The organism is Streptomyces sp. NPDC002680, from assembly GCF_042889145.1.
Lineage (GTDB): Bacteria > Actinomycetota > Actinomycetes > Streptomycetales > Streptomycetaceae > Streptomyces > Streptomyces adonidis.
Genome location: NZ_JBIAQP010000010.1, coordinates 84,466 through 109,973, shown reverse-complemented (window position 1 = coordinate 109,973; position 25,508 = coordinate 84,466). Strand labels below are relative to the sequence as shown.

The 25,508-nt window shown below is 70.3% G+C and carries 21 protein-coding genes and 1 tRNA gene; 12 read left to right on the top strand and 10 right to left on the bottom strand.

Features of this window, described 5'->3' with window-relative positions; translation table 11 throughout:
* Nucleotides 1-44: 44 nt before the first annotated feature.
* Nucleotides 45-2,582, bottom strand: coding sequence for an ABC transporter permease (locus ACFYXF_RS26175; RefSeq protein ID WP_389352838.1), 2,538 nt, complete (start codon nucleotides 2,580-2,582; stop codon nucleotides 45-47).
* A gap of 72 nt (nucleotides 2,583-2,654) precedes the next feature.
* Complete coding sequence (locus tag ACFYXF_RS26170) at nucleotides 2,655-3,431, bottom strand: ABC transporter ATP-binding protein (protein WP_389352836.1); 777 nt, start codon at nucleotides 3,429-3,431, stop codon at nucleotides 2,655-2,657.
* A 400-nt stretch (nucleotides 3,432-3,831) separates the two neighbouring features.
* Between ACFYXF_RS26170 and ACFYXF_RS26165 the strand changes: the two genes are divergently transcribed.
* From ACFYXF_RS26165 to ACFYXF_RS26155, 3 genes are all read left to right on the top strand, one after another.
* Nucleotides 3,832-3,915 (top strand) — tRNA-Leu (locus ACFYXF_RS26165).
* Between the two features lie 171 nt (nucleotides 3,916-4,086).
* Nucleotides 4,087-5,259, top strand: a complete 1,173-nt coding sequence (locus tag ACFYXF_RS26160) for a 4-hydroxybenzoate 3-monooxygenase (RefSeq protein ID WP_389352834.1) — start codon at nucleotides 4,087-4,089, stop codon at nucleotides 5,257-5,259.
* 189 nt (nucleotides 5,260-5,448) lie between these two features.
* Nucleotides 5,449-6,357, top strand: coding sequence for a Bax inhibitor-1/YccA family protein (locus ACFYXF_RS26155; protein WP_369034566.1), 909 nt, complete (start codon nucleotides 5,449-5,451; stop codon nucleotides 6,355-6,357).
* Between the two features lie 105 nt (nucleotides 6,358-6,462).
* Here the strand turns inward: ACFYXF_RS26155 and ACFYXF_RS26150 are convergent, their stop codons facing one another.
* The gene (locus ACFYXF_RS26150; RefSeq protein ID WP_235478137.1) at nucleotides 6,463-6,693 is read right to left on the bottom strand and encodes a DUF4287 domain-containing protein; all 231 of its coding nucleotides are present in this window, start codon (nucleotides 6,691-6,693) and stop codon (nucleotides 6,463-6,465) included.
* A 104-nt stretch (nucleotides 6,694-6,797) separates the two neighbouring features.
* Between ACFYXF_RS26150 and ACFYXF_RS26145 the strand changes: the two genes are divergently transcribed.
* A complete protein-coding gene (locus ACFYXF_RS26145; RefSeq protein WP_235478138.1) occupies nucleotides 6,798-7,109 on the top strand; it encodes a hypothetical protein in 312 nt (103 codons plus the stop codon).
* 412 nt (nucleotides 7,110-7,521) lie between these two features.
* Here the strand turns inward: ACFYXF_RS26145 and ACFYXF_RS26140 are convergent, their stop codons facing one another.
* The 3 genes from ACFYXF_RS26140 to ACFYXF_RS26130 all read right to left on the bottom strand — a co-directional run bounded on the left by ACFYXF_RS26140 (nucleotide 7,522) and on the right by ACFYXF_RS26130 (nucleotide 10,975).
* Nucleotides 7,522-8,337, bottom strand: coding sequence for a hypothetical protein (locus ACFYXF_RS26140; protein WP_389352831.1), 816 nt, complete (start codon nucleotides 8,335-8,337; stop codon nucleotides 7,522-7,524).
* 286 nt (nucleotides 8,338-8,623) lie between these two features.
* Nucleotides 8,624-9,844, bottom strand: coding sequence for an acetyl-CoA C-acetyltransferase (locus ACFYXF_RS26135; protein WP_389352829.1), 1,221 nt, complete (start codon nucleotides 9,842-9,844; stop codon nucleotides 8,624-8,626).
* Between the two features lie 150 nt (nucleotides 9,845-9,994).
* Nucleotides 9,995-10,975 (bottom strand): LysR family transcriptional regulator, encoded by a 981-nt coding sequence (locus ACFYXF_RS26130; protein WP_389352827.1) that lies wholly within the window; start codon nucleotides 10,973-10,975, stop codon nucleotides 9,995-9,997.
* 104 nt (nucleotides 10,976-11,079) lie between these two features.
* On the opposite strand from ACFYXF_RS26130, the gene ACFYXF_RS26125 reads away from it, so the two are divergent.
* Nucleotides 11,080-14,445: a S8 family serine peptidase gene (locus ACFYXF_RS26125; RefSeq protein WP_389352825.1), complete on the top strand. Its 3,366-nt coding sequence runs from the start codon at nucleotides 11,080-11,082 to the stop codon at nucleotides 14,443-14,445.
* Nucleotides 14,446-14,566: 121 nt separating this feature from the next.
* Here the strand turns inward: ACFYXF_RS26125 and ACFYXF_RS26120 are convergent, their stop codons facing one another.
* Nucleotides 14,567-14,839 (bottom strand): GntR family transcriptional regulator, encoded by a 273-nt coding sequence (locus ACFYXF_RS26120; RefSeq protein WP_389352823.1) that lies wholly within the window; start codon nucleotides 14,837-14,839, stop codon nucleotides 14,567-14,569.
* Nucleotides 14,840-15,149: 310 nt separating this feature from the next.
* Between ACFYXF_RS26120 and ACFYXF_RS26115 the strand changes: the two genes are divergently transcribed.
* The 5 genes from ACFYXF_RS26115 (at nucleotide 15,150) to ACFYXF_RS26095 (ending at nucleotide 19,577) form a co-directional block, all read left to right on the top strand.
* Nucleotides 15,150-15,335 carry a hypothetical protein gene (locus ACFYXF_RS26115; protein WP_389352821.1) on the top strand — a complete coding sequence of 62 codons (186 nt, stop codon included), beginning with the start codon at nucleotides 15,150-15,152 and terminating at the stop codon, nucleotides 15,333-15,335.
* Complete coding sequence (locus ACFYXF_RS26110; RefSeq protein WP_389352820.1) at nucleotides 15,332-15,532, top strand: hypothetical protein; 201 nt, start codon at nucleotides 15,332-15,334, stop codon at nucleotides 15,530-15,532. Before ACFYXF_RS26115 ends, ACFYXF_RS26110 begins: the two co-directional genes overlap by 4 nt.
* Nucleotides 15,529-15,726 (top strand): hypothetical protein, encoded by a 198-nt coding sequence (locus ACFYXF_RS26105; RefSeq protein WP_389352819.1) that lies wholly within the window; start codon nucleotides 15,529-15,531, stop codon nucleotides 15,724-15,726. Before ACFYXF_RS26110 ends, ACFYXF_RS26105 begins: the two co-directional genes overlap by 4 nt.
* A 233-nt stretch (nucleotides 15,727-15,959) precedes the next feature.
* Nucleotides 15,960-16,352, top strand: a complete 393-nt coding sequence (locus ACFYXF_RS26100) for a hypothetical protein (protein ID WP_389352817.1) — start codon at nucleotides 15,960-15,962, stop codon at nucleotides 16,350-16,352.
* A gap of 153 nt (nucleotides 16,353-16,505) precedes the next feature.
* Nucleotides 16,506-19,577: an FG-GAP-like repeat-containing protein gene (locus ACFYXF_RS26095; RefSeq protein WP_389352815.1), complete on the top strand. Its 3,072-nt coding sequence runs from the start codon at nucleotides 16,506-16,508 to the stop codon at nucleotides 19,575-19,577.
* A 68-nt stretch (nucleotides 19,578-19,645) separates the two neighbouring features.
* Here the strand turns inward: ACFYXF_RS26095 and ACFYXF_RS26090 are convergent, their stop codons facing one another.
* On the bottom strand, nucleotides 19,646-20,170 hold the full coding sequence (locus ACFYXF_RS26090; RefSeq protein WP_389352813.1) for an AAA family ATPase: 525 nt from the start codon (nucleotides 20,168-20,170) through the stop codon (nucleotides 19,646-19,648).
* A 97-nt stretch (nucleotides 20,171-20,267) separates the two neighbouring features.
* Between ACFYXF_RS26090 and ACFYXF_RS26085 the strand changes: the two genes are divergently transcribed.
* A complete protein-coding gene (locus ACFYXF_RS26085; RefSeq protein ID WP_389352812.1) occupies nucleotides 20,268-21,965 on the top strand; it encodes an FAD-dependent monooxygenase in 1,698 nt (565 codons plus the stop codon).
* A 76-nt stretch (nucleotides 21,966-22,041) separates the two neighbouring features.
* Here the strand turns inward: ACFYXF_RS26085 and ACFYXF_RS26080 are convergent, their stop codons facing one another.
* Nucleotides 22,042-23,085, bottom strand: a complete 1,044-nt coding sequence (locus ACFYXF_RS26080) for an SGNH/GDSL hydrolase family protein (protein ID WP_389352810.1) — start codon at nucleotides 23,083-23,085, stop codon at nucleotides 22,042-22,044.
* A 150-nt stretch (nucleotides 23,086-23,235) separates the two neighbouring features.
* Here ACFYXF_RS26080 and ACFYXF_RS26075 point away from each other — a divergent pair, with 150 nt between their 5' ends.
* The gene (locus ACFYXF_RS26075; RefSeq protein ID WP_389352809.1) at nucleotides 23,236-24,627 is read left to right on the top strand and encodes a cystathionine beta-synthase; all 1,392 of its coding nucleotides are present in this window, start codon (nucleotides 23,236-23,238) and stop codon (nucleotides 24,625-24,627) included.
* Between the two features lie 376 nt (nucleotides 24,628-25,003).
* Here ACFYXF_RS26075 and ACFYXF_RS26070 read toward each other — a convergent pair whose 3' ends face one another.
* The gene (locus ACFYXF_RS26070; RefSeq protein ID WP_389352808.1) at nucleotides 25,004-25,450 is read right to left on the bottom strand and encodes a hypothetical protein; all 447 of its coding nucleotides are present in this window, start codon (nucleotides 25,448-25,450) and stop codon (nucleotides 25,004-25,006) included.
* Nucleotides 25,451-25,508: the final 58 nt, after the last annotated feature.

Below are 25,508 nucleotides of genomic sequence, written 5' to 3'. Positions count from 1 at the left end.
CCCGCTCCTCACGAGCGGGGCCCGACCTCCGTACTCCCGCCGCTCTACTCCGACTTGATCGCCGCCAGCATGTTCAGGCGGGCAGCGCGCCGCGCCGGCCACAGGGCCGCCAGGACGCCCACCGTGGCGGCCAGGAGCAGGAAGAACGCCATCCTGGCCCAGGGCAGGACGAGTTCGTACGTCGGCATGCTCGTGCCGATGAGTTCGCCGGCCGCCCAGCCGAAGAACACGCCCAGGCCGATGCCCAGGACACCGCCGAAGACGGAGATGACCAGGGATTCCAGGCGGACCATGCGCTTGATGCCCTTGCGGTCGAGGCCGATCGCGCGGAGCATGCCGATCTCCTGGGAGCGTTCGAAGACCGACATGGCCAGGGTGTTGATGACGCCGAGGACCGCGACCAGGACCGCCATCGCCAGCAGGCCGTAGAGCATGTTCAGCATCAGGGTGAACATGCTGGCGATCTCGTTGGAGATGTCCTTCTTGTCCTGGATCTGGATGGCCGGGTTGGCGCCGAGGGCCTGCTCCAGCCGGTCCTTCGTCGCGTCCGTCGCGCCGCCCGAGGTCTTCACCATGACCTGCATGTCGCCGATGTCGTCGGCGGCCGTCCGGTGCGGGGCCAGGACGCCGTCGTCGACGAGGAGGCCGCTGATCATCTCGTTGCCCTCGTACACGCCCGCGACCGTCAGCCGCTGCTTCTTGCCGTCCTCGTAGCCGACGGTGAAGGCCGAACCCGCCTTCCAGCCATGGGAGTCGGCCGTCCACTCGTCCACGACGACCTGGGCGCCGCCGACCTTGAACGTGCCCTCGTCGAGCGTCAGCTCGGTCAGCTTGCCGATCGTGGCGCCGCTGACACCGGTCACCGACTCCGTCCCGCCCTCGATGCGTACGGGGGTGTTGCGCATGGGGCTGAGGGCGGTCACGCCGGTCGTCCCCGCCAGCTTCTCGGCGACCTCGGGGGAGAGCTCCATGCCGTTGGCCATCGAGACGACGTAGTCCGCCCTGATCGAGGACGAGGCCATCTTGTCGATCGACTTCTGGAGGCTGCCCGCCATCACCGTCATGCCGGTGATGAGGGTGAGCCCGATCATCAGCGCGGAGGCCGTGGCGGCCGTACGACGGGGATTGCGGACCGAGTTCTGGCGGGCCAGCTTCCCGGAGACGCCGAACACACGCATCAGCGGGCTCGCGGCGGCGATCAGCGGGCGGGAGAGCAGCGGGGTGAGGATGAAGACGCCGATGATGAGCAGGACCGCGCCGATGCCCATGGGGGCCTGGCCGTCCGAGCCGCTCATCGTCGTGGCCGCCAGGACCACGGCGACGCCCGCGCCCGAGAAGAGCGCGCCCAGTGTGTTGCGCAGGACCAGCGACTTGGTCGTCGCGGTCGCGTGGACGCTGCTCATCGCGGCGACCGGGGGGATCTTCGCGGCGCGGCGGCCGGGCAGCCAGGCCGCCAGCATGGTGATGAGGATGCCGACCGCGAGGGCCGCGCCGACCGTGCCCGGTGTGACGATGAGCGGCCCGTCGGGCACGGTCGCGCCGAGCAGGCCGAGGAGTGCCTTCAGTCCGGCCCCGATCCCGATGCCCGTGACCAGCCCGGTCACCGCCGCCACCGCCCCGACCACGAACGCCTCGATCAGCACCGACCGTGTGACCTGGCGGCGCGAGGCGCCGACCGCCCGCAGCAGCGCCAGTTCCTTGGTGCGCTGGGCGACCAGCATGGTGAAGGTGTTGGCGATGATGAACGTGCCGACGAAGAGCGAGATGCCGGCGAAGACCAGCAGGCCCTGCTTGAGGCCGCTCATCGAGGAGGAGATGAACTTGGCCTGGTCGTCGGCCAGTTGGGTGCCTGTCGTGGTCTCGACCGTGTCGCGCGGCAGGGCCTTGTCCAGCGCCGCCTTGAGCGCGGTCTGGCTCGTCCCGGCCGCCGCCTTGACGTCGATCTCGTCGTACGTGCCCGTCTTGCCGAACAGTTGCTGCGCGGTCGCCGTGTCGAAGAGGGCGAGGCTGCCGCCGGCCGCGACATTGCCGTCGTCCGTGGTGAAGACGCCGGAGACGGTGGGCGTGAGCACCGGGCCGTCCACCGACAGGCGCACGGTGTCGCCGACCTGGTAGCCGGCCCGCTCGGCGGTCTTCGCGTCGAGGGCGACCTGGTTCGCGCCGCGCGGTGCGGTGCCGTCCTTCAGCGGGTACCGGGCGTCCTTGTCGCCCCAGAAGTTCCCGCCCTGCGACTGGAAACCGTCGCCGACGAGCTTGCCGTCCTTGTCGGCTATGGCGGTGAAGCCGGTCACGACACCGATGGCGGAGGCGGCACCCGGGACCTTCGCGCTCTCGTCGAGCAGGGCCCGCGTCAGCTCCGGAGTCTTGCCGATCTTGTCGCCCACATCGTCCCGGGGGCGCGCCTGCACGGCGACGTCGACCTGGTCGAAGCCCTTGGCGGAGCTGTTCTGGAGGGCGTTCGAGAGGGTGTTGGTGAAGACCAGGGTCCCGGACACGAACGCCACGCCGAGCATCACGGCGAGCACGGTCATCAGAAGCCTGGCCTTGTGCGCGAGTACGTTGCGCAGGGCGGTACGGAACATGGGGTGTCGTCTCAGTCCGTCGGGTCGTGAGCGGGGTGAAGTAAGGGCAGGGTTACGGGAGTTGAGGGCACGTCAGCTGGTACGGACGGTCCTGGTGTCCAGCCGCTTCATGCGGTCGAGGACCGCGTCCGCCGTCGGGCCGTACAGCTCGTCCACGATCCGGCCGTCCGCGAGGAAGACGACCCGGTCCGCGTACGCCGCCGCCACCGGGTCGTGGGTGACCATCACGACCGTCTGACCCAGCTCCCGTACGGAGTTGCGCAGGAAGCCCAGTACCTCGGCGCCCGCGCGGGAGTCGAGGTTCCCGGTCGGTTCGTCGCCGAAGATGATGTCGGGGCGGGAGGCCAGCGCCCGGGCCACCGCGACGCGCTGCTGCTGGCCGCCGGAGAGCTGGGACGGGCGGTGGCGGAGCCGGTCGGCGAGGCCGATCATCGTGATCACCGAGTCCAGCCACTGCTTGTCCGGCTTACGGCCCGCGATGTCCATCGGGAGGGTGATGTTCTCCAGGGCGGTCAGCGTCGGCAGCAGGTTGAACGCCTGGAAGATGAAGCCGATCTTGTCCCGGCGGAGCTTGGTGAGCTGCTTGTCCTTGAGGGAGCCCAGCTCGGTGTCGCCGATGCGCACGGAGCCCGAGGAGAAGGAGTCCAGGCCCGCCACGCAGTGCATCAGCGTGGACTTGCCGGAGCCGGACGGGCCCATGATCGCGGTGAACTCGGCCTGCCTGAAGTCGACGGAGACCTGGTCGAGGGCGACGACCCGCGTCTCACCCTGTCCGTAGACCTTGGACAGTTCCGTGGCACGGGCGGCCACCGTGGTGGTGGTCCGGTCGGCGAGGGGGGTGGTGGTCACGGGCGGGCTCCTGTCGGGAGGTTCGACGAGTTTCGGCGTCTGTGGCTCGTGAACCATCGTCATGGCGGAGAAGCGCCGTGTAGTCAGCCGCTGTTCCGGTTCCGAAGACAGCCTTGGGACGGACCTGGCGGGTCTGTGTCATACCTGGGGATGACGGGCGTCCCCTACAAGGGGGCATGACAAGAACAGGTGGAGCCCCCTTGTTCGGGCGGTGAAATTCCGTCATTCCGCATGCGCACCGGACTGCCTCGCGAAAGGCTATTGGCAAGTGCGGATGGCCCGTTCCAGGTGCTGATGCACCCTCAGACGTCAATAAAATAAGACAACATCGGTCCCCTCACCCGCAGTTCGGGTGAGGCGTCCCGATAGGCTCGGAACCTCGATGCGGAGCCCAGGGCCTGCCCGGATGGTGGAATGCAGACACGGCGAGCTTAAACCTCGCTGCCCCTTCGCGGGCGTGCCGGTTCAAGTCCGGCTCCGGGCACCTCCGACCCTCGTATGCCGGATTTGTCGGTGCTTCATCCATTGAAGTCTTGGCTGCGGAATCGTTGACAGCGGGCGTATGCGGTCAGACACTCATCTCAGGTAGTCAGTGAAGAAAGTTTCACTATACGAACATTCCTCGGATGAACGTACCGCATGAAGGGAACGACCGATGCGTACCACCGTCGGCATCATCGGAGCCGGCCCCGCCGGGCTCCTGCTCGCGCGGCTGCTCCACAACGCCGGTATCGACTCGGTCGTCCTGGAGAGCCGGGACCGGGAGTACGTGGAGCACCGGCAGCGCGCCGGGATCCTGGAGCAGGGGACCGTCGACGTGCTGCGCGCCGCCGGGGCGGGCGAGCGCATGGACCGCGAGGGCCTGCGCCACGACGGCATCGAACTGCGGTACGACAGGAAGCGCCACCGCGTCGACTTCCCCGCCCTCACCGGCGGCCGGTCCGTGATGGTGTACGCGCAGACCGAGGTCTGCAAGGACCTCATCGCCCTCCAGCTGGCCGAGGGCGGCCCGCTGCTGTTCGAGGCGGAGGCGCTGGCGGTGGAGGACGCCGACAGTGGCAGCCCGCGCGTGCGGTTCCGGCACGAGGGGCGGGAGGACGTACTGGAGTGCGAGTACGTCGTCGGGTGTGACGGGTTCTGGGGCGTGGCCCGTACGGCGATCCCGGCCGAACTCACCCGGGTGTTCGAACGGTCGTACCCCTTCGGCTGGCTCGGCATCCTCGCCGACGTACCGCCCTCGCACGACGAGCTGGTCTACGCCCGCCACGACCGGGGCTTCGCCCTGCTCTCCATGCGCTCGCCGTCCGTCTCCCGCCTCTACCTCCAGGTGCCGGACGGCACCGACGCCGAGGCGTGGAGCGACGAGGAGATCTGGGACGAGCTGGAGCGGCGCTTCGAGACCGCCGACGGCTGGAAGCTCGACCGGGGGCCCATCACGCAGAAGTCCGTGACCCCGATGCGGAGTTACGTCCACGAGCCGATGCGGCACGGACGGCTGTTCCTCGCCGGGGACGCCGCGCACATCGTCCCGCCGACCGGCGCCAAGGGGCTCAACCTCGCCGTCGGGGACGTCGTGACCTTCGCGCGCGCACTGACGTACGAGAAGGAGACGGGGTCGGCCCAGCTGCTCGACGCCTACTCCGAGACGTGTCTGCGCCGGGTCTGGCAGGCCGAGCGGTTCTCGTACGACATGACGACGATGCTGCATCGCTCCCCGGACACCACTCCCTTCGAGGAGCGGCTGCAGCTGGCGCGGCTGGAGCGGATCGCCACCGCCCGTTCGGCGGAGGGGGATCTGGCCGAGGGGTACACGGGCTTCCCCCTGTGATCAGTGATCGGTCTCGGGTCTGTACCGGGTTGGTCATGGTCCTGGGGCTCCGTGGCCGGGAATCAGGCGGGCGCGTAGCGTGTTCGCGACAGGACAAGGGAAAGATCCTCCCCAAGCACTAGGGTCAATCCTTTGCCCACCTATTACTCTTGAGCCCAAGGCCACGCATCGTGTCCATGGAGGAGTGAAATGAGGAGCAGCAACCCGGTCTTCTCGCGACGGGGGTTCAGCCGCGACAACGGCTACGCGGGTTTCAACACCGCGCCGCAGGCCGGGGGCGCCGCTGTCGGTACGCAGTCGGGCAACCCGTACGCGGACCAGCAGGCCCAGCAGGGTGGCAACCCGTACGCGACCAACCCCTACGCCCAGCAGGACCTTCAGCACGGCGCGCCGCCGCAGGCCCCGGTCACCACCGGCCGGATGACGATCGACGACGTCGTCATGCGGACCGCCACCACCCTTGGTGTGCTGGTCGTCACGGCGGCGCTCGCCTGGGCGCTGCTGCCGGTCGACGACGCGAACATCAACCGGTCCTACGGCATCGCCATCGGCGCCGGTCTGGTCGCGATGGTCCTCGGCCTCGTCCAGTCCTTCAAGCGCAAGGCCTCGCCCGCGCTGATCGTGACGTACGCGGCGCTGGAGGGTGTCTTCCTCGGCGTCGTCTCCAGCGTGGTCGACAACCGCATCGCGAGCGGTGCGGCCATGCAGGCCGTGATCGGCACGCTGGCGGTCTTCGCCGGCGTACTCGTGGCGTACAAGGCGGGCTGGATCCGCGTCAACCGCCGCTTCTACGGTTTCGTCATGGCGGCCGCGCTCGGTTTCGTGCTCCTGATGGCCGTGAACCTGCTGTTCGCCGTCTTCGGCGGCGGTGACGGCCTCGGCTTCCGCAGCGGTGGCCTCGGCATCGTGTTCGGCATCATCGGCATCCTGCTCGGTGCGTGCTTCCTGGCTCTCGACTTCAAGCAGGTCGAGGACGGCATCGCCTACGGCGCGCCGCGCGAGGAGGCCTGGCTGGCCGCCTTCGGCCTGACCATGACGCTGGTCTGGATCTACCTGGAGTTCCTGCGGCTGATCGCCATCCTTCAGGGTGACGACTAGTACGACGGCCGACAGTAGCCAGTAGGCAGTAGAAGGGCCCCGGGGTCGCTCCCGGGGCCCTTCGTCGTCGTGGTGTCGGTGCGTGTCGGTGCGCGCCCCGGGCTCTCAGAGGAGCTTGCGCGCGGCCCTCCTCATGTCGTACTCGTGAATGATCGCCTTGGCGTGGCCGTACGCGAGATTGTGCTCGTGCCGGAGCCAGCTGACCTTCTCCTCGAAGCGGAAGAGGGAGGGGCCTTCGTCGACGGTGCGCAGCCAGTCGGATACTTCACGACCGGTGCAGTGGGGGATGCGGGCGAGCATGTTGCGGTGGGTCTCCTCGGAGAGGACGTGGGACATCGGCGCCTCCGGACGCAAAGGGGATGTAAGCCGGTCCTTCACGCCACGGTGCCTGAGGGTTGGGTTGTTGGCAACAGTCCAGGTGCGACCGTTAGTCTCACGGCGTGCTGGATACCTCGCCTTTGACGCGCGCAGTGGATCACTTTGCCGATCGTTTGCGGGCGGCGCCGCAGAGTCGGTTGCAGCGGGGGGCTGCCGCTGAGGCGTTGGGGTTGGCCAGGGAGTTGGCACGGCGTGCCCAGTTGTTGGAGTCGCCGGGGGGTGAGCCGCTCGTCATGCCTGATGTGGGGATGTTCGCGGGGGCGGATCAAGTGACTGTGGCCGCGCATGATTTGGCGCTGGTTCTTCGGAGTGAGGGGGAGTTGGCTTCGGCGTTGGCTCTTGTTGCGGAGGCTCAGCAGCGGGCGGGGGTTTAGGGGGTTCGTTGTCGGCTGACCGCCGGTGGGGGCTTGTCGCGCAGTTCCCCGCGCCCCTGAAGGGGCGCCCCTGTCGGCGGCGATTGAATGCTCAGCCCCTTGCAGCAACGAAAAACCAACCGCCCGCCCGCAGCCAGCGCCCGCAACCGCCCGCCCGCAACCAGCGACCGCGACCGACCGCTCGCCCGCAACCAGCGACCGCGACCGATCGCTCGCCAGCGACCAGCGACCGCCCGCTGCGGCCAGCGGCCCGCAACCGCCCGCCCGCGACCTGCAACCGCCCGCCCGCAGCCAGCGACCGAGCCGCCCGCCCGCGGCCAGCGACCGAGCCGCCCGCCCGCGGCCAGCGACCGAGCCGCCCGCCCGCGGCCAGCGACCGAGCCGCCCGCCCGCGGCCAGCGACCGCTCCCGGCTACAGGGAAGCTATGACGCGGTCCGCCAGTACGTACACCGTTTCCTCGCCGCATTCGAAGGTGAGGGCGTAGGCGCCTGAGATGCCTGAGCCGCCTAGGAGGACCGGGGCCTCGCCTGCGCGGAGGGCTGCGGAGAGGCGTTCGGCGGTTTCGCGGTGGCCGGGGGTCATGCAGAGGGTCGTGCCGTCCGTGAAGACGTAGACGTCGAGCGTGCCCAGGGGGCCGGGGCGGACGTCGGACAGGGCCGTGCGGGAGTCGGCGAGGTCCTCCAGGCAGGCGACCGTGCGTTCGTGGTCGTTCACGATGGGCGACTGGGCCGGGACGAAGTCCGGGTGGGACGGGTGCCGGCGGCGGGCGGCGGCCAGTTCGGCCGATTCTCCCCCAGAGGGGGTACCCCCAGCGAACTCGTCGGATTCCGTGCTCGGCTCGGTCACCGGCTCCAGGGACTCCAGGCCCGCGAAGTCCGCCGGACGCGGCAGGAACAGTTCGCTGTCGGGGAGGCCGAGCAGGGAGGGGGCGTCGGAGGCGTCACGGGCCTCCTGGGCGGCCCAGAAGGCACGCGCCTCGGCAAGCTCCCGCTCCCGCTCCTCGGCGAGCGCCTCGGCCACGGCAGCGCGTATCTCGTCGGTCTCACGGGGCGTGCGGGCCTGCGGCACGCGCCCGTGCGCCCCGACGGCGAGGCTCTGGGCGGCCAGCTCGGTGTGCAGGGCCGCGATCTGTCGACGCAGTCCCAGCAAGGTGCGCAGAACGGCGACGCCCACAGCCGTGGTGACGGTGGCTGTGGCGAGCAGCAGAGCAAGAGGCGTAGCGCTCACTGACGTACTCCCGGTTCAAAGTCGACCCCCGACTTCCTACATCAGCTTGAAGGGTGGACTAACCACCTGTCAGTGCGTAACGTCACGAAACGGACAGGACTTTGGGCCTGATGTTTGGGGTCGAACCCCAGGTGACCTGCGCAAATGCCCCTTCGGAGCGAGATAGGTCACATCCTGGGGGAGATTGGATCACAAAACGGCCCAGAACCCCGGTGGTTGCGGGGTTCCGGGCCGATCTCTCACGCAGGGTTTCCGGCCAACTACCGTCCGGAATTGGGGGTGGAGGTCAGCTCAGGCGCTCGATGACCATGGCCATGCCCTGGCCGCCGCCGACGCACATCGTCTCCAGGCCGAACTGCTTGTCGTGGAACTGGAGGGAGTTGATGAGCGTGCCGGTGATCCGCGCGCCCGTCATGCCGAAGGGGTGGCCGACGGCGATGGCGCCGCCGTTGACGTTCAGCTTCTCCAGCGGGAGGCCGAGGTCGCGGTAGGAGGGGATCACCTGGGCGGCGAACGCCTCGTTGATCTCGGCCAGGTCGATGTCGTCGATGGTCAGGCCGGCGCGGCGCAGTGCCTGCTGGGACGCTTCCACCGGGCCGAGGCCCATGATCTCGGGGGAGAGGCCGGAGACGCCGGTGGACACGATCCGGGCCAGCGGGGTCAGGCCCAGCTCGCGTGCCTTCGTGTCGCTCATGATCACGACGGCCGCGGCGCCGTCGTTCAGGGGGCAGCAGTTGCCGGCCGTGACCAGCCCGTCCGGACGGAACACCGGCTTCAGTCCCTGGGTGCCCTCCAGCGTCACACCCGCGCGCGGACCGTCGTCCTTCGAGACCACCGTGCCGTCGGGCAGCGTCACCGGGGTGATCTCGCGCTCCCAGAAGCCGTTCTTGATGGCTTCCTCGGCGAGGTTCTGCGAACGGACGCCGAACTCGTCCATGTCCAGCCGCGTCACGCCCTTCACGCGGGCGAGGTTCTCGGCGGTCTGGCCCATCGAGATGTAGGCGTCCGGTACGAGACCGTCCTCGCGCGGGTCGTGCCAGGAGGTGCCCTCCTGCTCGGCGACGGCGGCCGTACGGGCCTCGGCCTCCGCGAAGAGCGGGTTGTGCGTGTCGGGCAGCGAGTCCGAGTTGCCCTTCGTGAACCGGGAGACCATCTCGACACCGGCCGAGATGAAGACGTCGCCCTCGCCCGCCTTGATGGCATGCAGTGCCATCCGGGACGTCTGGAGCGACGAGGAACAGTAACGGGTGATCGTGCAGCCCGGCAGGTAGTCCATGCCCATCTGCACGGCGACGATCCGCCCGAGGTTGTTGCCCTGCTCACCGCCGGGCAGACCGCAGCCGAGCATCAGGTCGTCGATGTCCCGCGGGTCCAGCTCGGGGACCTTGGCCAGTGCGGCCTGGATGATCGTGGCGGTGAGATCGTCGGCGCGCAGCTCCTTGAGGGAGCCCTTGAAGGCGCGTCCGATGGGGGAGCGGGCGGTCGAGACGATGACGGCTTCCGGCATGACGGCTCCATTGGCGTTACGGGGGCTGCTGGGCGTTTTTTTGCTTCGTGCGCTTCTTGCAGGCGGACCTGCTTGGGAAGTTACCCGTACGTATGGTCCCGGTCACGGGTGTGGCGGTGTGACTCGGACCGCACTTTTCTAAGCGCTTGCTCAGAGGGTGGTGGGTGAGGTCGGGAGTGGGGGCAGTCGCCCCTTCCTCTCCAGCCACGTCCAGTACACCCCCGCCCGCTGCACCTCCGCCCAGTACGCCTTCGTGAGCGCGTCGTGCAGTGCGGGCGCATGCTCGGCGAGGGGGCTGTCGGCCGCCCACACCAGCCGTTGCCGCACGCCCATCGGGTCCCCGGTCAGCGGCCGTACGACGACACCCTCGCGCTCGGTCACCAGCGGGTGCGCGAGCGCGACCCCGTGCCCCTGTCCGACCAGCGGGAACACCACGCTCCCGCTCAGCCGCTGCACGCGGCGCGGAGTGAACCCGGCCCGACGGCACGCGGCCCGGAACTGCGCCCGCATCCGTACGTCCTTGTTCTCCCCGGCGAGCCAGGCCTCGCCGGAGAGTGCCGTGAGGGGGATCTCGGGCCGGGCGGCGAGCGGGTGCCGTTCGGCGATCAGCACGAAGACGGGGTCGACGGCGAGCAGGGCGTCGCTGAGTCCGGGGCGCAGCGCCAGCTCGTAATCGGGGTAGTCGACGGTCAGCCCGAAGTCGAGCCGGCCGCCGGCGAGGAGTTCGAGCTGCTCCTCCTCCGTGTCGCAGGTGTGCAGGGTGATCTCGGCCCGGGGGAGGAGCCGGCGCGCGGTGGTGACCAGTACGGCGGTGAGCGGGCCGGGGACCGAGCCGAGCCGCAGGGCGGTCAGGTCGGAGTCGCCCGGGCCCCGCTGCCGTACGTCACGCATGAGGTCCTCATGGGCGGTGAGGATGCCGTGGGCGTGCGCCAGCACCATCGCGCCGAACGCGGTCGGCCGGGAGCCACTGCCGTCCCGTACGAACAACGCGCCGCCCAACACGCGCTCGATGCGCTGGAGTTGGGCGGTCAGCGCGGGCTGGGTGAAGCCGAGGGCCGCGGCGGCACGGGTGATGGAGCCGGTGTCGGCGATGGCGTTCAGGACGCGTAGGTGGCGGATCTCCAGATCCATAGCGCGATGTTATGGGCGGTTGGGAGTACCGGGAAGATCGCACCGGCGGGGACAGTCGACGGCGACCGAGTCACGACCGTCACCACCGCAGCAGTGGAGGCCGTATGTCCCGCATGTCCCGAAGACTGGTCGGCGTACTGACAACCGCGTTGCTGGTGCAGGGAGTTGCGGCGACCGCGCCGGCAACCGGCGCTGTGGGCAAGGCTGTTGCCTCCGACTGGACCCACGGAACCGGACAACAGGCCGCCGCCTCCCACCGGGTCACCCTCGTCACCGGCGACCGCGTGGACCTGGCCGGTGCGGGCGTCGCCATCGAACCGGGCCCGGGACGCGAGAGCTTGGGCTTCCAGCAGTTCGAGCGGGACGGCCACCAGTACGTCGTACCGAACGACGCCCTGCGCCTGGTCGCCGGCGGTCAGGTGGACGAGCGGCTGTTCGACGTGACGGGCCTGGTCGCGGCCGGGTACGACGACGCGAGTACGGCCGTACTGCCCACGATCGTGACGTACGCCGACGCGACGCTCGGCGGCCGGAGCCTGCGCGCGACGGACGGCGCCCAGGTGATCCGTACCTTCCCCGCTGTCGACGGCGCGGCGGTGGCCGTGGCGAAGGAGAGCGCGGGCGCCTTCTGGGACGGGGTGACAGCGGGCAGCCGTACGACCGGACTGCGCGCCGCGAGTGGTGTCGCCAAGGTCTGGCTGGACGGGAAGCGGCAGGTCAGCCTGGACCGGAGCGTGCCGCAGATCGGCGCGCCGACGGCCTGGCAGGCCGGGTACGACGGGACCGGCGTCACGGTCGCCGTCCTCGACACCGGCGTCGACGCCACCCACCCCGACCTGGCCGGGCGGATCAAGGAGGCCGTGAACTTCACGGACGCGCCCGACGCCGACGACACGGTCGGGCACGGCACGCATGTCGCGTCGACGGTCGCGGGCGGCGGGGCCAAGTACAAGGGGGTGGCGCCGGGGGCGTCCCTGCTGATCGGCAAGGTGTGCCCGGACCGTTCCTGCCCCGACTCGGCGATCCTGGCCGGGATGGAGTGGGCGGCGCCCCGGGCACAGGTCGTCAGCATGAGCCTCGGCGGTGACGACACCCCGGGCGAGGACGTCCTCGAAGAGGCCGTGAACACGCTGACCGCGAAGACCGGCGCCCTCTTCGTACTCGCCGCGGGCAACGACGGCAGCGCGGACGGCTCGGTCGACTCCCCGTCCACCGCCGACGCCGCGCTGTCCGTGGGCGCCGTCGACAAGCAGGACGTGATGGCGTCCTTCTCCAGCCGGGGCCCGCGCGAGGACGGCGCGATCAAGCCGGAGATCACGGCGCCGGGCGTCGACATCGTCGCGGCGCGGGCCGCGCACGCGGGCAGCGAGTACGTGGAGGTCGAGCCGGGTTACACCTCGGTCTCGGGTACGTCCATGGCCACCCCACATGTCGCCGGGGCGGCGGCGCTGCTCGCGGGCCAGCACCCGACCTGGCGGGCGGCCGAGCTGAAGGCGGCCCTGATGGCGGCGGCGACGCCGACCCCCGGCGCGAACGTCAACGCACAGGGCGCGGGCCGGACGGACGTGGGCAGAGCGGTCCAGCAGGCGGTCCTCGCCACCCCGACCACCCTCCCCCTGGGCACGCAGGAGGCTCCGGCCGAGGACGACGTACCGGTGGTCAGGACGGTGACGTACCGGAACGAGGGCGCGGAGCCGGTGACGCTGGACTTCGCGGCGAAGGTGACGGGCCCAGGCGGGGCCGCTGCCCCGGCGGGCATGTTCACGGTCAGCCCGTCGCACACGACGGTCCCGGCGGGCGGGTCGACGACGGTGACGGTGACGGCGGACACGCGCGTGCAGAGTGCGACGGGCGTCTTCGAGGGTGCGCTGGTGGGCACGGACGCGACGGGCGGCGTATCGGTCCGCGTACCGCTGACGATCACCAAGGCGACCCCCACCCACAAACTGACGGTCAAGGTCATCGACCGAGCGGGCAACCCGGCGGCGAACTACTGGACCGACATCATGAGCCTGGACGGCTCGACGTACCGCTTCGTGTACGACCCGTCAGGCTCGGGCACGGTGTCGCTCCCGGCGGGCCGCTACACGGTGGACGCGTCGGTGATCACGCAGACGGACGGCAGCACGACACTCCTGGCCCGCCCCACCCTGACGGTGACCGGCGACACCGAAATAGTCCTCGACGCTCGCAGGGCCACCCCCGTCTCGGCGACCCTCCCGCGCAAGGACGCGAGCCTGCGCCTGGCGGCGGTCGGCTTCCGCCGCGAACTGACCAACGGGACGGGCTTCGGTATGCGGGCCACCGCCGACTCCTTCGACAAACTCTTCACGGCCGCACTGGGCGAAGACGTGGGCCCGGGTGAGGGCGGGCTGGTGGCGGACGTACGCGGCTTCTGGGCGAAGAAGGGCGCTGACGGGACGTACAACGACTCGCCGTACGAATACGTCCTGGTGTGGTTCGAGCGAGGTCATCTGCCGACGAACTTCAGCAGGGTGGTGCGGCAGAGCGAACTGGCCGAGGTGAAGCAGCGGTACTACTCGGTGACGCCGGGAGCACCGGCACGGGCGTTCCAGCACAACTTCGGCTTCCCGCCGGAGGGCGGGAGCGCGCTGTCGGCGGGCGCGATCTGGTTCGACACCCCGGGCAGCGGCCGGACCCTGTACTACAAGGCCGACGACACGATGTGGGAGACGCGGTACAACCAGTACGCGGCCGACGGCAGCACCTTCCAGACCCAGTTCTGGTCGAAGGACTACGAGAGCTACAAGCCCGGCAAGCGCTACACGGTGACCTGGCAGAAGGCGGTACCGGGCCCACGCTTCGGCCGCCTGACGTTCGTCGCCCGCGAGGGCAACCGCCTCTCCTTCAACATGCCGATGGCCGGCGACCAGGCAGGCCACACCGGCTACTCCCTGTACGACAAGAGCCGCGTCGCCTTCTACTACGGCGACCAGAAACTCGTGGAGCTGAACTACCCCTGGACCGACGCCTCGGGCACGGTCCCGGCGGCCGAATCGACCTACCGCCTGGAGTACTCGTCGGAGCGCAGCGTGGCCAACGGGGGCTTCGGGCTGGGGACGAGCATCAGCGGGTCGTGGACGTTCCGGTCGGCGGAGGTCGTGGGCGGGCGCGCGGCTCTTGGCCTGTCGGCGTTCGACTTCGCGCCGGTGGTCGACCTGAGCAATACGGGGCGGGGGGCTGTTCTGCCGATGCGGTTGGTGCGGCAGCCGGGGGCGGTGGCTTCGGCGGTGCGGTCGGTGGGGGTTGAGGTGTCGTACGACGACGGGGGGAGTTGGCGGAAGGTTCGGCCGGTGCGGGTGGGGCGGGATGCTTGGGTGGTGCCTCTGCCTGGGGGTGGGCGGGGGCTGCCGAAGGGCGGGGGGTATGTGTCGGTGCGGGCGAGTGCGGGGTTCGCTGATGGGGGTGCGGCGGAGTATCGGGTGATTCGGGGGTATCGGGTGGGGTGAGGGGGCTCATGTCGGCGGCGCTGCGACTCGCGTAGTCGCAGCGCAAGTTGGCAGAGGTTCGTAGTCCCAGGGGGACTGGCGTACCCAGCCTGGTCCCATGAGACAGCAGCAGACGCCGCCCCTACTCCTCGCCCCGGCCGCCATCGACGTCGGGAAGCCGTTCGACCACGAACGATCCGCGCGCTCTCACGGTGACGATCAGTCCACGTTCCCTCAGGATGTCCAACGACCGGCGGACCGTGTTGGAGCCGACGCCGTATTCCTGAGACAGGATCAACTCGCCAGGCAGGCGCGACCCTGCGGCGAACTCGCCAGTCCGGATCTTGTTCTCGATGATCTTCGCGAGCTGCTCGTAGTGGTAGGTCGCGGCGGCCGGATTGATCTTCTCTTCCACGTACTCGAACGTAAGCGTTCGGCAACTTGCGTGCATCCTCGAAAACTGTCAACTGCTGTCAACCACTGCCGTCTACTGCCGACCGCTTTCGAAAGTGGCTATGGTGGCTGGCGCAAGCAGATGGAGAAGGCGAGACCCCCCGCGACTGTGCGACCAGTCCGGGGGCGTGGCCCTCAACCGTTGGGAGGTTGACGACATGCGAGAGCGTAGCGCGGTCGTATTCGTTGGATTGTTGCTGCCACTGCTGTGCTGGGTCCTGCCAGGGACCGGCAGGCGGCGGAGGGCGACTTCGGAACCAATCCGGAATGTCGTGACCAGCAAGAACGTGAAGCGTCCCGTGCGTCTGGTGAAGCGGGTGCCGTCCCGGCAGCGGTCGCCGTACAGCGCCGACCGGGCGCCCCTGGACGGTTCCGCGTCCCGGCTGTCCCGGCCCTACCTCCCCGCCTTCGCTGACCTTGTTGTCCACGCCGAGCTGAACACGGCGGGGGCCCGATGACCGGCCAGCGGGGTAACAGGGTTCAAGCAGCCGTACGCCAGGCCGAGTTGCCGATGCTGCGTGCCTACCGGCTCTGGTTCGAGCACGCCCGCAAGTGCGCCGAATGCAAGCCCGCCAGCAAAGCGATGGACGGGTGCGAGAACGGACAGGGGCTGTGGGGCGCCTACCGCCACGCGTACGACGGAGGTGCCGGATGACCACCCATCCCACCGACACCTGCGGGACCGTTCGCGCCTCGCTGTTCTACCGGGCACCGATCCTCAGCGAGACCGGAGCGTGCGTCCTCCCCAAACGTCACGAGGGCGACCACCAGGACGCCAAAGGCGCACGCTGGTACGTGATTCCCCTCGTCGGCGGTGCGGACCTCGGCGGGGAGAGGGGTACGCGATGACCCGCGAGTCGGCCCTAGCTCCGGAACCCCCGTTCCGTTCTCCCCGCTGCGTCCTGGGCCAGCACCCCGGGTGCCAGGACGACGAACCGCGTGACACCGGCGTACCCGGAGTGCACTACCTGGTGTGCACCTGCGCCTGCCACTGTCCGGCACCCGCGCCGCCCTTCATCGCCCGCGATGCCCAGGGCGAACCGCTCAACGGTGTCATCCAACCCTTCCCCTACCATCGCGCGGTGAGGATCTGGACGGAGCCCCCTGCCAAGACCGACGTCGAAGCGGTCGTCCACCGCTACTTCGATCTGCTCCGCGTCGGAAAGCTCCCCGAGGCCGAACAACTCGTCGATCACACGTCGCTCCGGCATGTGCTCAAGGCGCTGTGGACCGGCTCGGTCGGGGTGGACGCCGGTGAGGGCGAGGCGAGTTGCAGGGTCGCTGCCGACGCGTGGGAACAGGATCTGTCCTGGCTTCGCGAACTCCGGCTCGGGGACTTCAACTGGGGTCACGCCGGCGGTCAGTTCTACGTAGAGATCAGCTACCTCGCGCAGACAATCGACGTGGCCTTGGGTTTTTGGGTCAAGCCCGTCGACGCCGGCTGGGTCGTCTCGGGGCCGTCCACCCTCTGGTAGGGCATGCCGGATGTCGTCCCCGCTTCCGTACAACGTCTCCGCCCCCGCGTGAGTCTGACGGTGCGGAACGGGCCGGAGCGGCCGTTCCGCACGGCAGTGGCTGCAGCGCAGTGCCGACGCAGCCGACCGGGAAGACCAATGGGGGTAGGACTCGTGAGACGCGCGACTCTGCGTACGGTGTCGAGAAGGAGACGGTCGAGGGGCGGCGGCGGGGTGGTCTCGGTCGCGGCGGCCCTGGCGGTGGTGGCCGGGCTGCTGCAGTTCACGTCGGTGCCGGCCGTCGCGGCGGACGGCGGCGACATGCCGACCGTCACGCTGACCGGCGTGCACCGGACGCAGCCGAGGTCGGCGTCCCTGGCCGCGGTGGACGACTCCGGGTACCTGTCCGTACCGCAGCCGTACTCGACGGACTCCCCGGCGGTGTGGACCGGCCGCGACGGCTCGACCAAAGACATCCCGAGCCACGGGTCCACGACCGCCTACAACGGCGGCCTCGGGCTGGAAAAGGTCCCGGGGACGACGAACGTGTACGAGATCCGGCGCTACTCCACCAACAAGGTGACGCGGTTCTACGTGCCGGCCGGCGACCGGGTCACCAAGGTCTTCGCCGAGAACCGTCTGCTGGTCTCCCGCCAGGTCGGCGGGAAGTGGACGCTCGTCCTGCTGGAGATGCCGGCGGGCGGCGGGCAGCTGGTCGAGCGGCCGGTGACCGGCCTGGACGACGACTTCGCCGGGGGGACATACGGAGAGACGTCGGACACCCGAGGGGCCGCGTTCTGGTACAAGCAAGCCGACGGCTACGCCCCCTGGCGCACGGCGCTGCTCGACTTCGACACCGCCGCGGTGACGTACGTGCCGAGCGACGACTTCGGTCTCCTGGAATACCCCCACCTCGCCGGCGACACGGTGCTCTTCTACGCCATCGACAAGGCGTTCGACACCTCGCGGCTGTACGTCGTCGACCGCGCGCACCCGGAGACCCCCGGGCACCTGGTCGACGTCCCTGAATCCGCCCTCCTCAAGGCCCGCGCGATCGGCGATTGGGTCCTGTACCCCGAACCGATCGACAACGCCACGAACGCGATCCTCGCCGTGCCGGTGACCGGCGGCCCGGCGCGGACACTGCTGACCGCCTCGGCCGGCGACTTCGTCGACGGCGACGACGGCAGTTTCTCCATCGAGGGCGGTACGGACGCCGAGCACTGGGCGGTCCAACGCGTCACCCTGGGCGCGGACGGGATCCCGGTCGTCGAGCCGGTGGCGCCGCTGCCCGCGGTCTCGGTGTACGAGGTCGGAGGCGTCGCGGTCGACCAGGGGCGGGTGCTGCTCGGCACCGAGCGCGTGGACAGGTCCGCCACCGATCTCACCGCCTCCGCGCTCTCCCTGGCGGCCGACGGCACGCTGACCGCCGCACAGCCGGAGAACCTGGGCGACCTCGGGTACGACGTGGAAGACCCCTTCGGCAGCCCCGTCCACGTCCAGTGCAGCGGCGAGTGCCTGCGGTTCACCGGCACGGGCGAGGGCAACATCCTTCACTCGGACGACAAGGTGTCGGCGGTCGTGGCGGCGTCCGGTTCGTACTCGGTGGTCCGGACGACCAGGGGTACGCAGGAGGTGCGGGACGGGAGCAAGGTGCTGGCCACCGGCGGCTGGCCGGCCGTCGCCCTGTGGGGGAACACCTTGTGGACGGCCCGGACCGACTCGCTGGGCAAGTACGAGAGGTACTCGCTGCCGTCGATGCGGAAGCTGGACAGCCTGTCCTTCGGCTCCTGCGTCCCGACCGATCTGCAGGTGGTGGGCCGGTACGTCTACTGGTCCTGCGGACCGAACAAACAAGCGGGCATCTACGACCAGACGACCCACGCGGAGCAGGACGTACCGCGCGGCTACGCGCGGCTGGGCGACGGTTATCTGGTCTCCCAGGACGACGAGGCCGGCAAGCTGCTGATCACCTATCTGCGGGGCGCGGTCCCGGCCGACCGGGTCGGTACGGAGAACCTCGGCCCGCTGCCGTCCCCGGCGTATGCTCCGGCCGATCTACGTGGCCGGTTCTGGAACGTGGACCGGTTCGGTGGTCCGGTCGCCTACTCGACGGCGTCCGGTGACGTGACGGTGAAGTGGCCGCAGGTGACCACGTCCCCGTTCGCGGTGACCGACGCCACCGTCCCCACGTCCGTCGACCTGCGTGAGGGCACCCACTTCCAGGGGACCTGGCACCTGACCAGACCGACCGAGAGCTGGAAGCTGACCATCGCCACCTCCGGCGGCGCTGTCGTGCGGACCGTCACCGGTGGCCCGGCGCGCGGGAAGGTCACCGCGGCCTGGGACGGACGTGCCGAGAACGGGGCACTGGTCCGCACGGGTACCTACCGCGTGAAGTTGACCGCCCGGGTCGCGAGCGAGACAACCGCGGACTCGGACACGGTGATCTACGACAAGCCGCTGTCGGTCCGCTCGACGGAGCGCCATGACTTCGGCCGGGACGGCATCGGTGACCTGCTCACCTTCGACAGCGCGGGCCGGCTGGCCATCCAGCCCGGTACCGGGCGCGGCACCATCGACAGCGCGCACAAGGCCCTGGCCGGCGGCTGGCCCACCTCGTCGGCCTTCGTGCCGTTCGGCGATCTGAGCGGCGACTCGTGCAATGACCTGCTGGTCCGGGACTCCGGCGGGCGGCTGCTCCGGTACGACGGCACCTGCGGCAAGGCGTTCACGCCGAAGACCCCGCCGCATCGTGTGATCGGTACGGGGTTCGGCGGGTACAACGTGCTGACCTCGCCTGGTGACCTGACCGGTGACGGCCGCGCCGATCTGGTCGCGCGTGACAAGGCGGGTGTGCTGTGGCGGTACGCCGCCGACGGCAAGGGCGGTCTGGCCGCGCGGGTCAAGCTGGTCGCGGGCCAGGGCGGCTACACCCGGCTGATCGGCGCGGGCGACCTGAACGGCGACGGCGTCGGTGACCTGGTCGGCCTGGACCGTGCGGGCGTGCTGTGGCGGTGGCTCGGCAACGGCAAGGGCGCCTTCGGTGCCCGGGTCCGGATCGCGGGCGGGATCGGCGTCAACGCGCTGGCCGTACCCGGTGATCTGACCGGCGACGGCCGTCCCGACCTGCTCGGCCGGGACAGCAAGGGCGCCCTGTGGCGCTGGAACGGAACAGCGTCCGCCACCTTCGGCACGAAGACCCGGATCGCCACCGGCTGGAGCGGCTACACCGGCCTGTACTGAACCCACTCACCCCTGGCACCGGGCCCGGCCGCGACTCTCCCCGCGGCCGGGCCCGGTCGTCTCCGGCCTCAGTTCCTGACCGCCTCCGCGATCCGCCCGGCGGCCTCGGCGGGCGTGAGGTGGGTGGTGTCGACGACCTCCGCCTCGGCGTGCAGCCAGGTGCGGGCCGCCTCTGCGTAGGGGTCGAGGTATCTGAGGCGGAACGGGGAGTTGGGGCCGAGGACGGTGTCGTTCGCGATGCGCCCCCGGAGAGTGTCCTGGTCGGCGTGGAGGACGAAGTGCCGTACCGGGATGGCGTGTTGGGCCAGGCCCGTGCTGATCTCGCGCCAGTACTCCTCGACCAGGACGGTCATGGGGATCACCAGGGTGCCCCCGGTGTAGTCGAGCACGCGGCGGGCGGTCTCGACGACGAGCGGTCGCCACGGCGGCCAGTGCTGGAAGTTGTCCGTCGCGGGCAGCCCAGGCTTGATGTCCATGAGTGTCTCGCCGACCTTCTCGGCATCGAACACCCTTGAATCCGGGATCAGTTGCTGTACGAGCGCACTGGTCGTCGTCTTGCCCGCGCCGTGCGTGCCGTTGAGCCATACGATCATAGGCCCGACGCTATCGCTCCCCTCGCACGCCGCCTGTGCCGCCCGCGCCGGTCTCGCTGCCGTTGCGGCCCGGCGTCGGGCGCGGATGATTGATCTCATGACGGTGGATGTGCTGATCGTCGGGGGCGGGCCCGTGGGGCTCACCGCCCGGGCGCTGCTGGAGCGCTGGGGTGTGCGGGCGCTGCTCGTCGAGAAGCGGGTCGAGCTGTCGCCCTTTCCCCGGTCCCGGCTCGTCAACGTGCGGTCGATGGAGATCTTCCGGCAGCTCGGGCTCGCCGACACCATCGCGGCCGGTGCGTTCGCCGCGGAGTACGGCCGTATCCGCTTCCGCGACACCCTCCTCGGGCATGACTTCGCCTCCGCGGCGATGATCGGCGTCAACGCGCCCGTGCCCGAGAGTCCCGCGATCGGGGTCGTCACCTCGCAGGACCGGCTGGAACCCACCCTGCTTGAAGCGGCGGACGAGGCGGACGCACAGGTGCGGTTCGGGGCCGAGGTCGTCGGTCTCGTCGAGGAGGGCGACGGCGTCACCGTCCGGCTCGTCGACCGGCGCAGTGGTGAGGAGACCCGGGTCCGGGCCCGGTACGTCCTCGCCGCCGACGGCGCCAACTCCACCGTCCGGGAACTGCTCGGCATCCCCACCGCGGGGCCCGGTGCGCTCGGGCACGTCACCACCGTCGTCTTCGACGCCGACCTCACCGGCTGGTCCGCCGGTCAGCCCGCCGGTGTCTACGCCACCGCCCACGGGTCCTTCCTCCCGCTCTATCCCGAGGGCGGCTGGGCCTGGGTCGCCCCCACCCCGGACGACCCCGAACGCGCCGACTGGTCCGGCCTCGTCTCGCACGCCCTCGGCCCCGACGGACACGGCGTACAGGCCGATGTCCTGCGGGTCCAGCACTGGACGACCACCGCGTACGTCGCCGAGCGCTTCCGGCACAGGCGGATCCTGCTGGCCGGAGACGCCGCGCACACGCTGCCCCCGGCAGGCGGCCTCGGCATGAACGTCGGCATCGCCGATGCGCACAACCTCTGCTGGAAACTGGCCGGCGTGCTGCGGGGGTGGGCGGGGGCCGGGCTGCTGGACAGTTACGAGACGGAACGGCGACCCGTCGCCCAGCTGAACCTCCGCCAGGCGGTCGCCAACGCCAAGCTCATGTTCCAGGCACAGGACCGGCGCCGCGAACAACTCCGGAACGGGGCGGGCGCAGACGTACCGGACCAGGTCGAACTGCCCTGGTCGGAGCGGTACTTCGCCCAGCTCGGGCTCGCACTCGGGATCAGCTACCGCTCCGGTGCGGTTCTTGTCGACGACAGCACCCCGCCGCAGGGCTCAGCCCAGGCTCCGCCCCAAGCCTCACGCCAGGCTGCATTCGATGCCCCGCCCCAGGCCTCACCCCACGCCTCACCCCAGGCTCCATCCCACGCCCCGCCCCAGCTCTCCGACCCCGACCCCGACCCCGACTACACCCCCACCGCCGAGCCCGGGCACCGCATGCCCCACCTCTGGCTCACGCCCGGCCGCTCGACCCTCGACTCCTTCGGTGAGTGGTTCACCCTGCTCACCCCGGACCCGGGCAGCTGGGAACAGCAGGCCGACCCGTCGTCCCTGGCGCCCTTGCGCGTCGAGGAGTTGCCCGGCGAGTACGCCGAGCACTGCGGCCTCCGCCCGGCCGGCGCCCTGCTCGTCCGGCCCGACGGGCACATCGGCGCCCGCTGGACCGACCGTCCGGACGGCGACTCCGCCGTCCGGTCCGCCCTCGCCGGGATCAGCCGCCCGGCACCTCTTTCGTCGTAGCCCGACGGGCACATCGGTGCCCGTTGGACCGGTCGGCGACCCAGCGACTCCGCCCTCCCTCGCGCCCTCGCCGGGATCAGCCGCTCGACACCCCTCCCGACGTAGTCGGCGTGGGTGTCGGGTCCGTCCCCGGTACCCGCCTGCGCCGTCTGCGCTTGAGGAGTGCCCAGGGGCCCCTGGGCCCGGTCGGCATCGCCGCCGTGACCTCCGTGCCCGCCTCCGACGCGGCCTCCGCCGCCGCCCGCGCCACCGGCAGGAAGCCCTCGCGGCGGGACACGTCCGGGCGCTCCTCCTCCGCCGGCCACAGGCCCAGTGCCGCGCACACCGTCGGGAGTACCGCCATGGCCGCTGTCGCGTAGCCCTCCGCCGAGGGGTGGTAGTTGTCCGGGCCGAACAGTTCGCGCGGGTTCGCCTCGAACTCGGGGCCCAGCAGGTCGCCCAGCGACACCGTGCGGCCCCCCTGTTCCACGACCCCGATCGTCTGCGCCGCCGCCAGATGCCGGGACGCCCGCCGGGCCAGCCAGCGCAGCGGCTGCTGGACCTGCTCCACGGTGCCCAGGTCGGGACAGGTCCCCACGACCACCTCCGCACCCGCCGTACGCAGCCGTCGTACCGCCGACGAGAGGTGACGGACCGAGCGGGTCGGGGGCATCCGGTGGGTGACGTCGTTCGCGCCGACCATGATCACGCAGATGTCCGGGACCCAGTCGGACGCCGAGACGGTCAGTGCCACCTGGCGGTCCAGATCGTCGGACTGGGCGCCGGGCAGCGCCACGTTGCGCAGCTGCACCGGGCGTTCCGCCACCGCCGCCAGGCCCGACGCGATCAGCGCGCCCGGAGTATGACGGGCCCGGTGGACGCCCTGGCCGGCCGCCGTGGAGTCACCCAGCAGTACGAGTCTGAGCGGAGGTTCACCGGGCGTGGCGTACCCGCGCCCGTAGAGGCCGTCCGCGCTCGGCGGGTGCGGACTGCGGCCGTTGCCCACCTGGCGTTTCGCCATCCGGACCTCGGCCAGCACCAGACCCACGGCCGCCGCGCTCACCAGGCCGATCCCGCCACCGCCGTACGCAGCGCCGGCCGCGATCCGCCGGGCCACCCTTGCCCTGGACATGCTCGTCATGCGTCGCCGCCACCTCCTCGTAGCCGTACAACCACTCCTTGCCCCGTACCGACCGTCCGCCAATCGTGACGTGAGGTGAATGCCGAGGCGGAGCCTTAGGCTGGCCGCACCAATGACAACCACATTTATGTGCGGCAACCGGAGACAACGGTGCAATTCCACGACTCGATGATCAGCCTCGTCGGCAACACCCCGCTGCTGAGGCTCAACAGTGTGACCGCGGGCATTCAGGCGACCGTCCTCGCGAAGGTCGAGTACTTCAACCCCGGCGGGTCCGTGAAGGACCGCATCGCCCTGCGCATGATCGAGGCGGCGGAGCAGAGCGGGGAACTCCGGCCCGGCGGCACGATTGTCGAGCCGACCAGCGGAAACACCGGTGTCGGGCTGGCCATCGTGGCCCAGCAGAAGGGGTACAAGTGCATCTTCGTGTGCCCCGACAAGGTCTCCACCGACAAGATCAACGTGATGCGTGCCTACGGCGCCGACGTGGTGGTCTGCCCCACCGCCGTCGATCCCGAGCACCCGGACTCGTACTACAACGTGTCCGACCGGCTCGTCCGTGAGACGCCCGGCGCCTGGAAGCCCGACCAGTACTCCAACCCCAACAACCCCCTCTCGCACTATCACTCCACCGGCCCCGAGCTGTGGGAGCAGACCGAGGGACGGATCACCCACTTCGTGGCGGGCGTCGGCACCGGCGGGACCATCTCCGGGACGGGGCGCTACCTCAAGGACGCCAGCGACGGGCGCGTCCAGGTCGTCGGGGCGGACCCGGAGGGGTCCGTGTACTCCGGGGGGTCCGGGCGGCCGTACCTCGTGGAGGGTGTGGGCGAGGACTTCTGGCCCACCGCCTACGACCGGACCGTCGCCGACGAGATCGTCGCCGTGTCCGACAAGGACTCCTTCCAGATGACCCGGCGGCTCGCCAAGGAGGAGGGCCTGCTGGTGGGCGGCTCCTGCGGGATGGCCGTCGTCGCCGCGCTGCGGGTCGCGGAGCGGCTCGGGCCGGACGATGTCGTGGTCGTGCTGCTGCCCGACAGCGGGCGCGGGTACCTCAGCAAGATCTTCAACGACGAGTGGATGGCCGACTACGGCTTCCTGGAGGACTCCGGCCCCTCCGCTCGAGTCGCCGCCGTCCTCGACTACAAGGAGCACGGCCACATTCCCTCCCTCGTCCATATGCACCCGGACGAAACCGTCGGTCAGGCCATCGAGGTGCTGCGTGAGTACGGCGTCTCGCAGATGCCGATCGTGAAGCCCGGCGCCGGTCACCCGGACGTCATGGCGGCGGAGGTCGTCGGGTCGGTCGTCGAACGCGAGCTGCTCGACGCGCTGTTCACCCAGCGGGCCTCGCTCGACGACCCGCTGGAGAAGCACATGTCGGCGCCGCTGCCGCAGGTCGGCTCCGGTGAACCGGTCGGCGACCTGATGTCCGTACTGGGCGCCGCCGACGCGGCGATCGTGCTGGTGGAGGGCAAGCCGACCGGTGTCGTCAGCCGGCAGGACCTCCTGGCCTTCCTGGCCAAGGGCGGCAAGCAGTAGTAAACGTCCGGTGAACTGGGCGTGTCGGAGCGGAAGTTGCGGTCTCCGCAGCGATGTCCCGGTCCGATTCCCTTCGGATTCCCTTTCCGAACGGAACTTCGTGGAAGTGGTACGAGGGCGTCACGTCCGCGCAGCACACGCTTAACACGAGTCCGGCACATTAGTGGATGTCGGCAAGGGCGGGAGCGGCTCCCCGCCCCGGCCGGCAACCGAAACGGCGTCACGGACCTCCGGAGCGGCTCCCGGACCTCCACCGACGCCTAGGACGCGCCAGCCCGGCCCTGACCCGGCCCGCGTCCCTCGCGGGGACCGCCGTCGTCCCGCCCCCCGGCAACGGGGGTGCGGCGGTCCCCGCGCATAGCTTTTTTGGGGAGTGTCAGTCCTCCCAGTCGTCCCTGTCCCGGCCGGACCCCTTGTGGCGGCCGAACATCCATGACGAACTGCGCGCCGCCTGGACCGCGTTGACGCCCACGATGCCCGCCCACGCGACCAGCAGGCCGGGCAGCCCCGAGCTGCCGCCGCCGATGGCGGACAGGGGTATCGCGACGATCAGCGAGACGATGCCGAAGCCGAAGCGCTCGCCGCCGGAGTCGTTGGACTTCGGGCCGCGCGAGCCGCGTGCCACCACCATCTGCTGCTCGGCGAGCTGCCGTCGTACCCGGCGCTCCACCGAGTCGTCTATCCGCTGGTCGACCTTCTCCAGGAACGAGTCGACCAGCGCGGACTCGTACTCGTCGCCCAGTTCCCTGCGGGCCTGCAGGGTGGCGTTGAGTTCCTTCTTCAGGTCGGCGTCGTGTGCGCCCGTCGCGTCCATACCGGTCATGCACACCACGGTAGAGAAACCGCGCCCGACCGGCACTGGGGATAGCCCCCCAGTTGTC

What these genes read in the sequence shown, in the direction of transcription:
- ACFYXF_RS26130 (WP_389352827.1), bottom strand. Translation starts at nt 10,975, where the DNA reads ATGGATCTGGAGATCCGCCACCTACGCGTCCTGAACGCCATCGCCGAC.
- ACFYXF_RS26085 (WP_389352812.1), top strand. Translation starts at nt 20,268, where the DNA reads ATGACGGTGGATGTGCTGATCGTCGGGGGCGGGCCCGTGGGGCTCACC.
- ACFYXF_RS26175 (WP_389352838.1), bottom strand. Translation starts at nt 2,582, where the DNA reads ATGTTCCGTACCGCCCTGCGCAACGTACTCGCGCACAAGGCCAGGCTT.
- ACFYXF_RS26070 (WP_389352808.1), bottom strand. Translation starts at nt 25,450, where the DNA reads ATGACCGGTATGGACGCGACGGGCGCACACGACGCCGACCTGAAGAAG.
- ACFYXF_RS26150 (WP_235478137.1), bottom strand. Translation starts at nt 6,693, where the DNA reads ATGTCCCACGTCCTCTCCGAGGAGACCCACCGCAACATGCTCGCCCGC.
- ACFYXF_RS26135 (WP_389352829.1), bottom strand. Translation starts at nt 9,844, where the DNA reads ATGCCGGAAGCCGTCATCGTCTCGACCGCCCGCTCCCCCATCGGACGC.
- ACFYXF_RS26105 (WP_389352819.1), top strand. Translation starts at nt 15,529, where the DNA reads ATGACCACCCATCCCACCGACACCTGCGGGACCGTTCGCGCCTCGCTG.
- ACFYXF_RS26155 (WP_369034566.1), top strand. Translation starts at nt 5,449, where the DNA reads ATGAGGAGCAGCAACCCGGTCTTCTCGCGACGGGGGTTCAGCCGCGAC.
- ACFYXF_RS26080 (WP_389352810.1), bottom strand. Translation starts at nt 23,085, where the DNA reads ATGACGAGCATGTCCAGGGCAAGGGTGGCCCGGCGGATCGCGGCCGGC.
- ACFYXF_RS26125 (WP_389352825.1), top strand. Translation starts at nt 11,080, where the DNA reads ATGTCCCGCATGTCCCGAAGACTGGTCGGCGTACTGACAACCGCGTTG.
- ACFYXF_RS26090 (WP_389352813.1), bottom strand. Translation starts at nt 20,170, where the DNA reads ATGATCGTATGGCTCAACGGCACGCACGGCGCGGGCAAGACGACGACC.
- ACFYXF_RS26160 (WP_389352834.1), top strand. Translation starts at nt 4,087, where the DNA reads ATGCGTACCACCGTCGGCATCATCGGAGCCGGCCCCGCCGGGCTCCTG.
- ACFYXF_RS26110 (WP_389352820.1), top strand. Translation starts at nt 15,332, where the DNA reads ATGACCGGCCAGCGGGGTAACAGGGTTCAAGCAGCCGTACGCCAGGCC.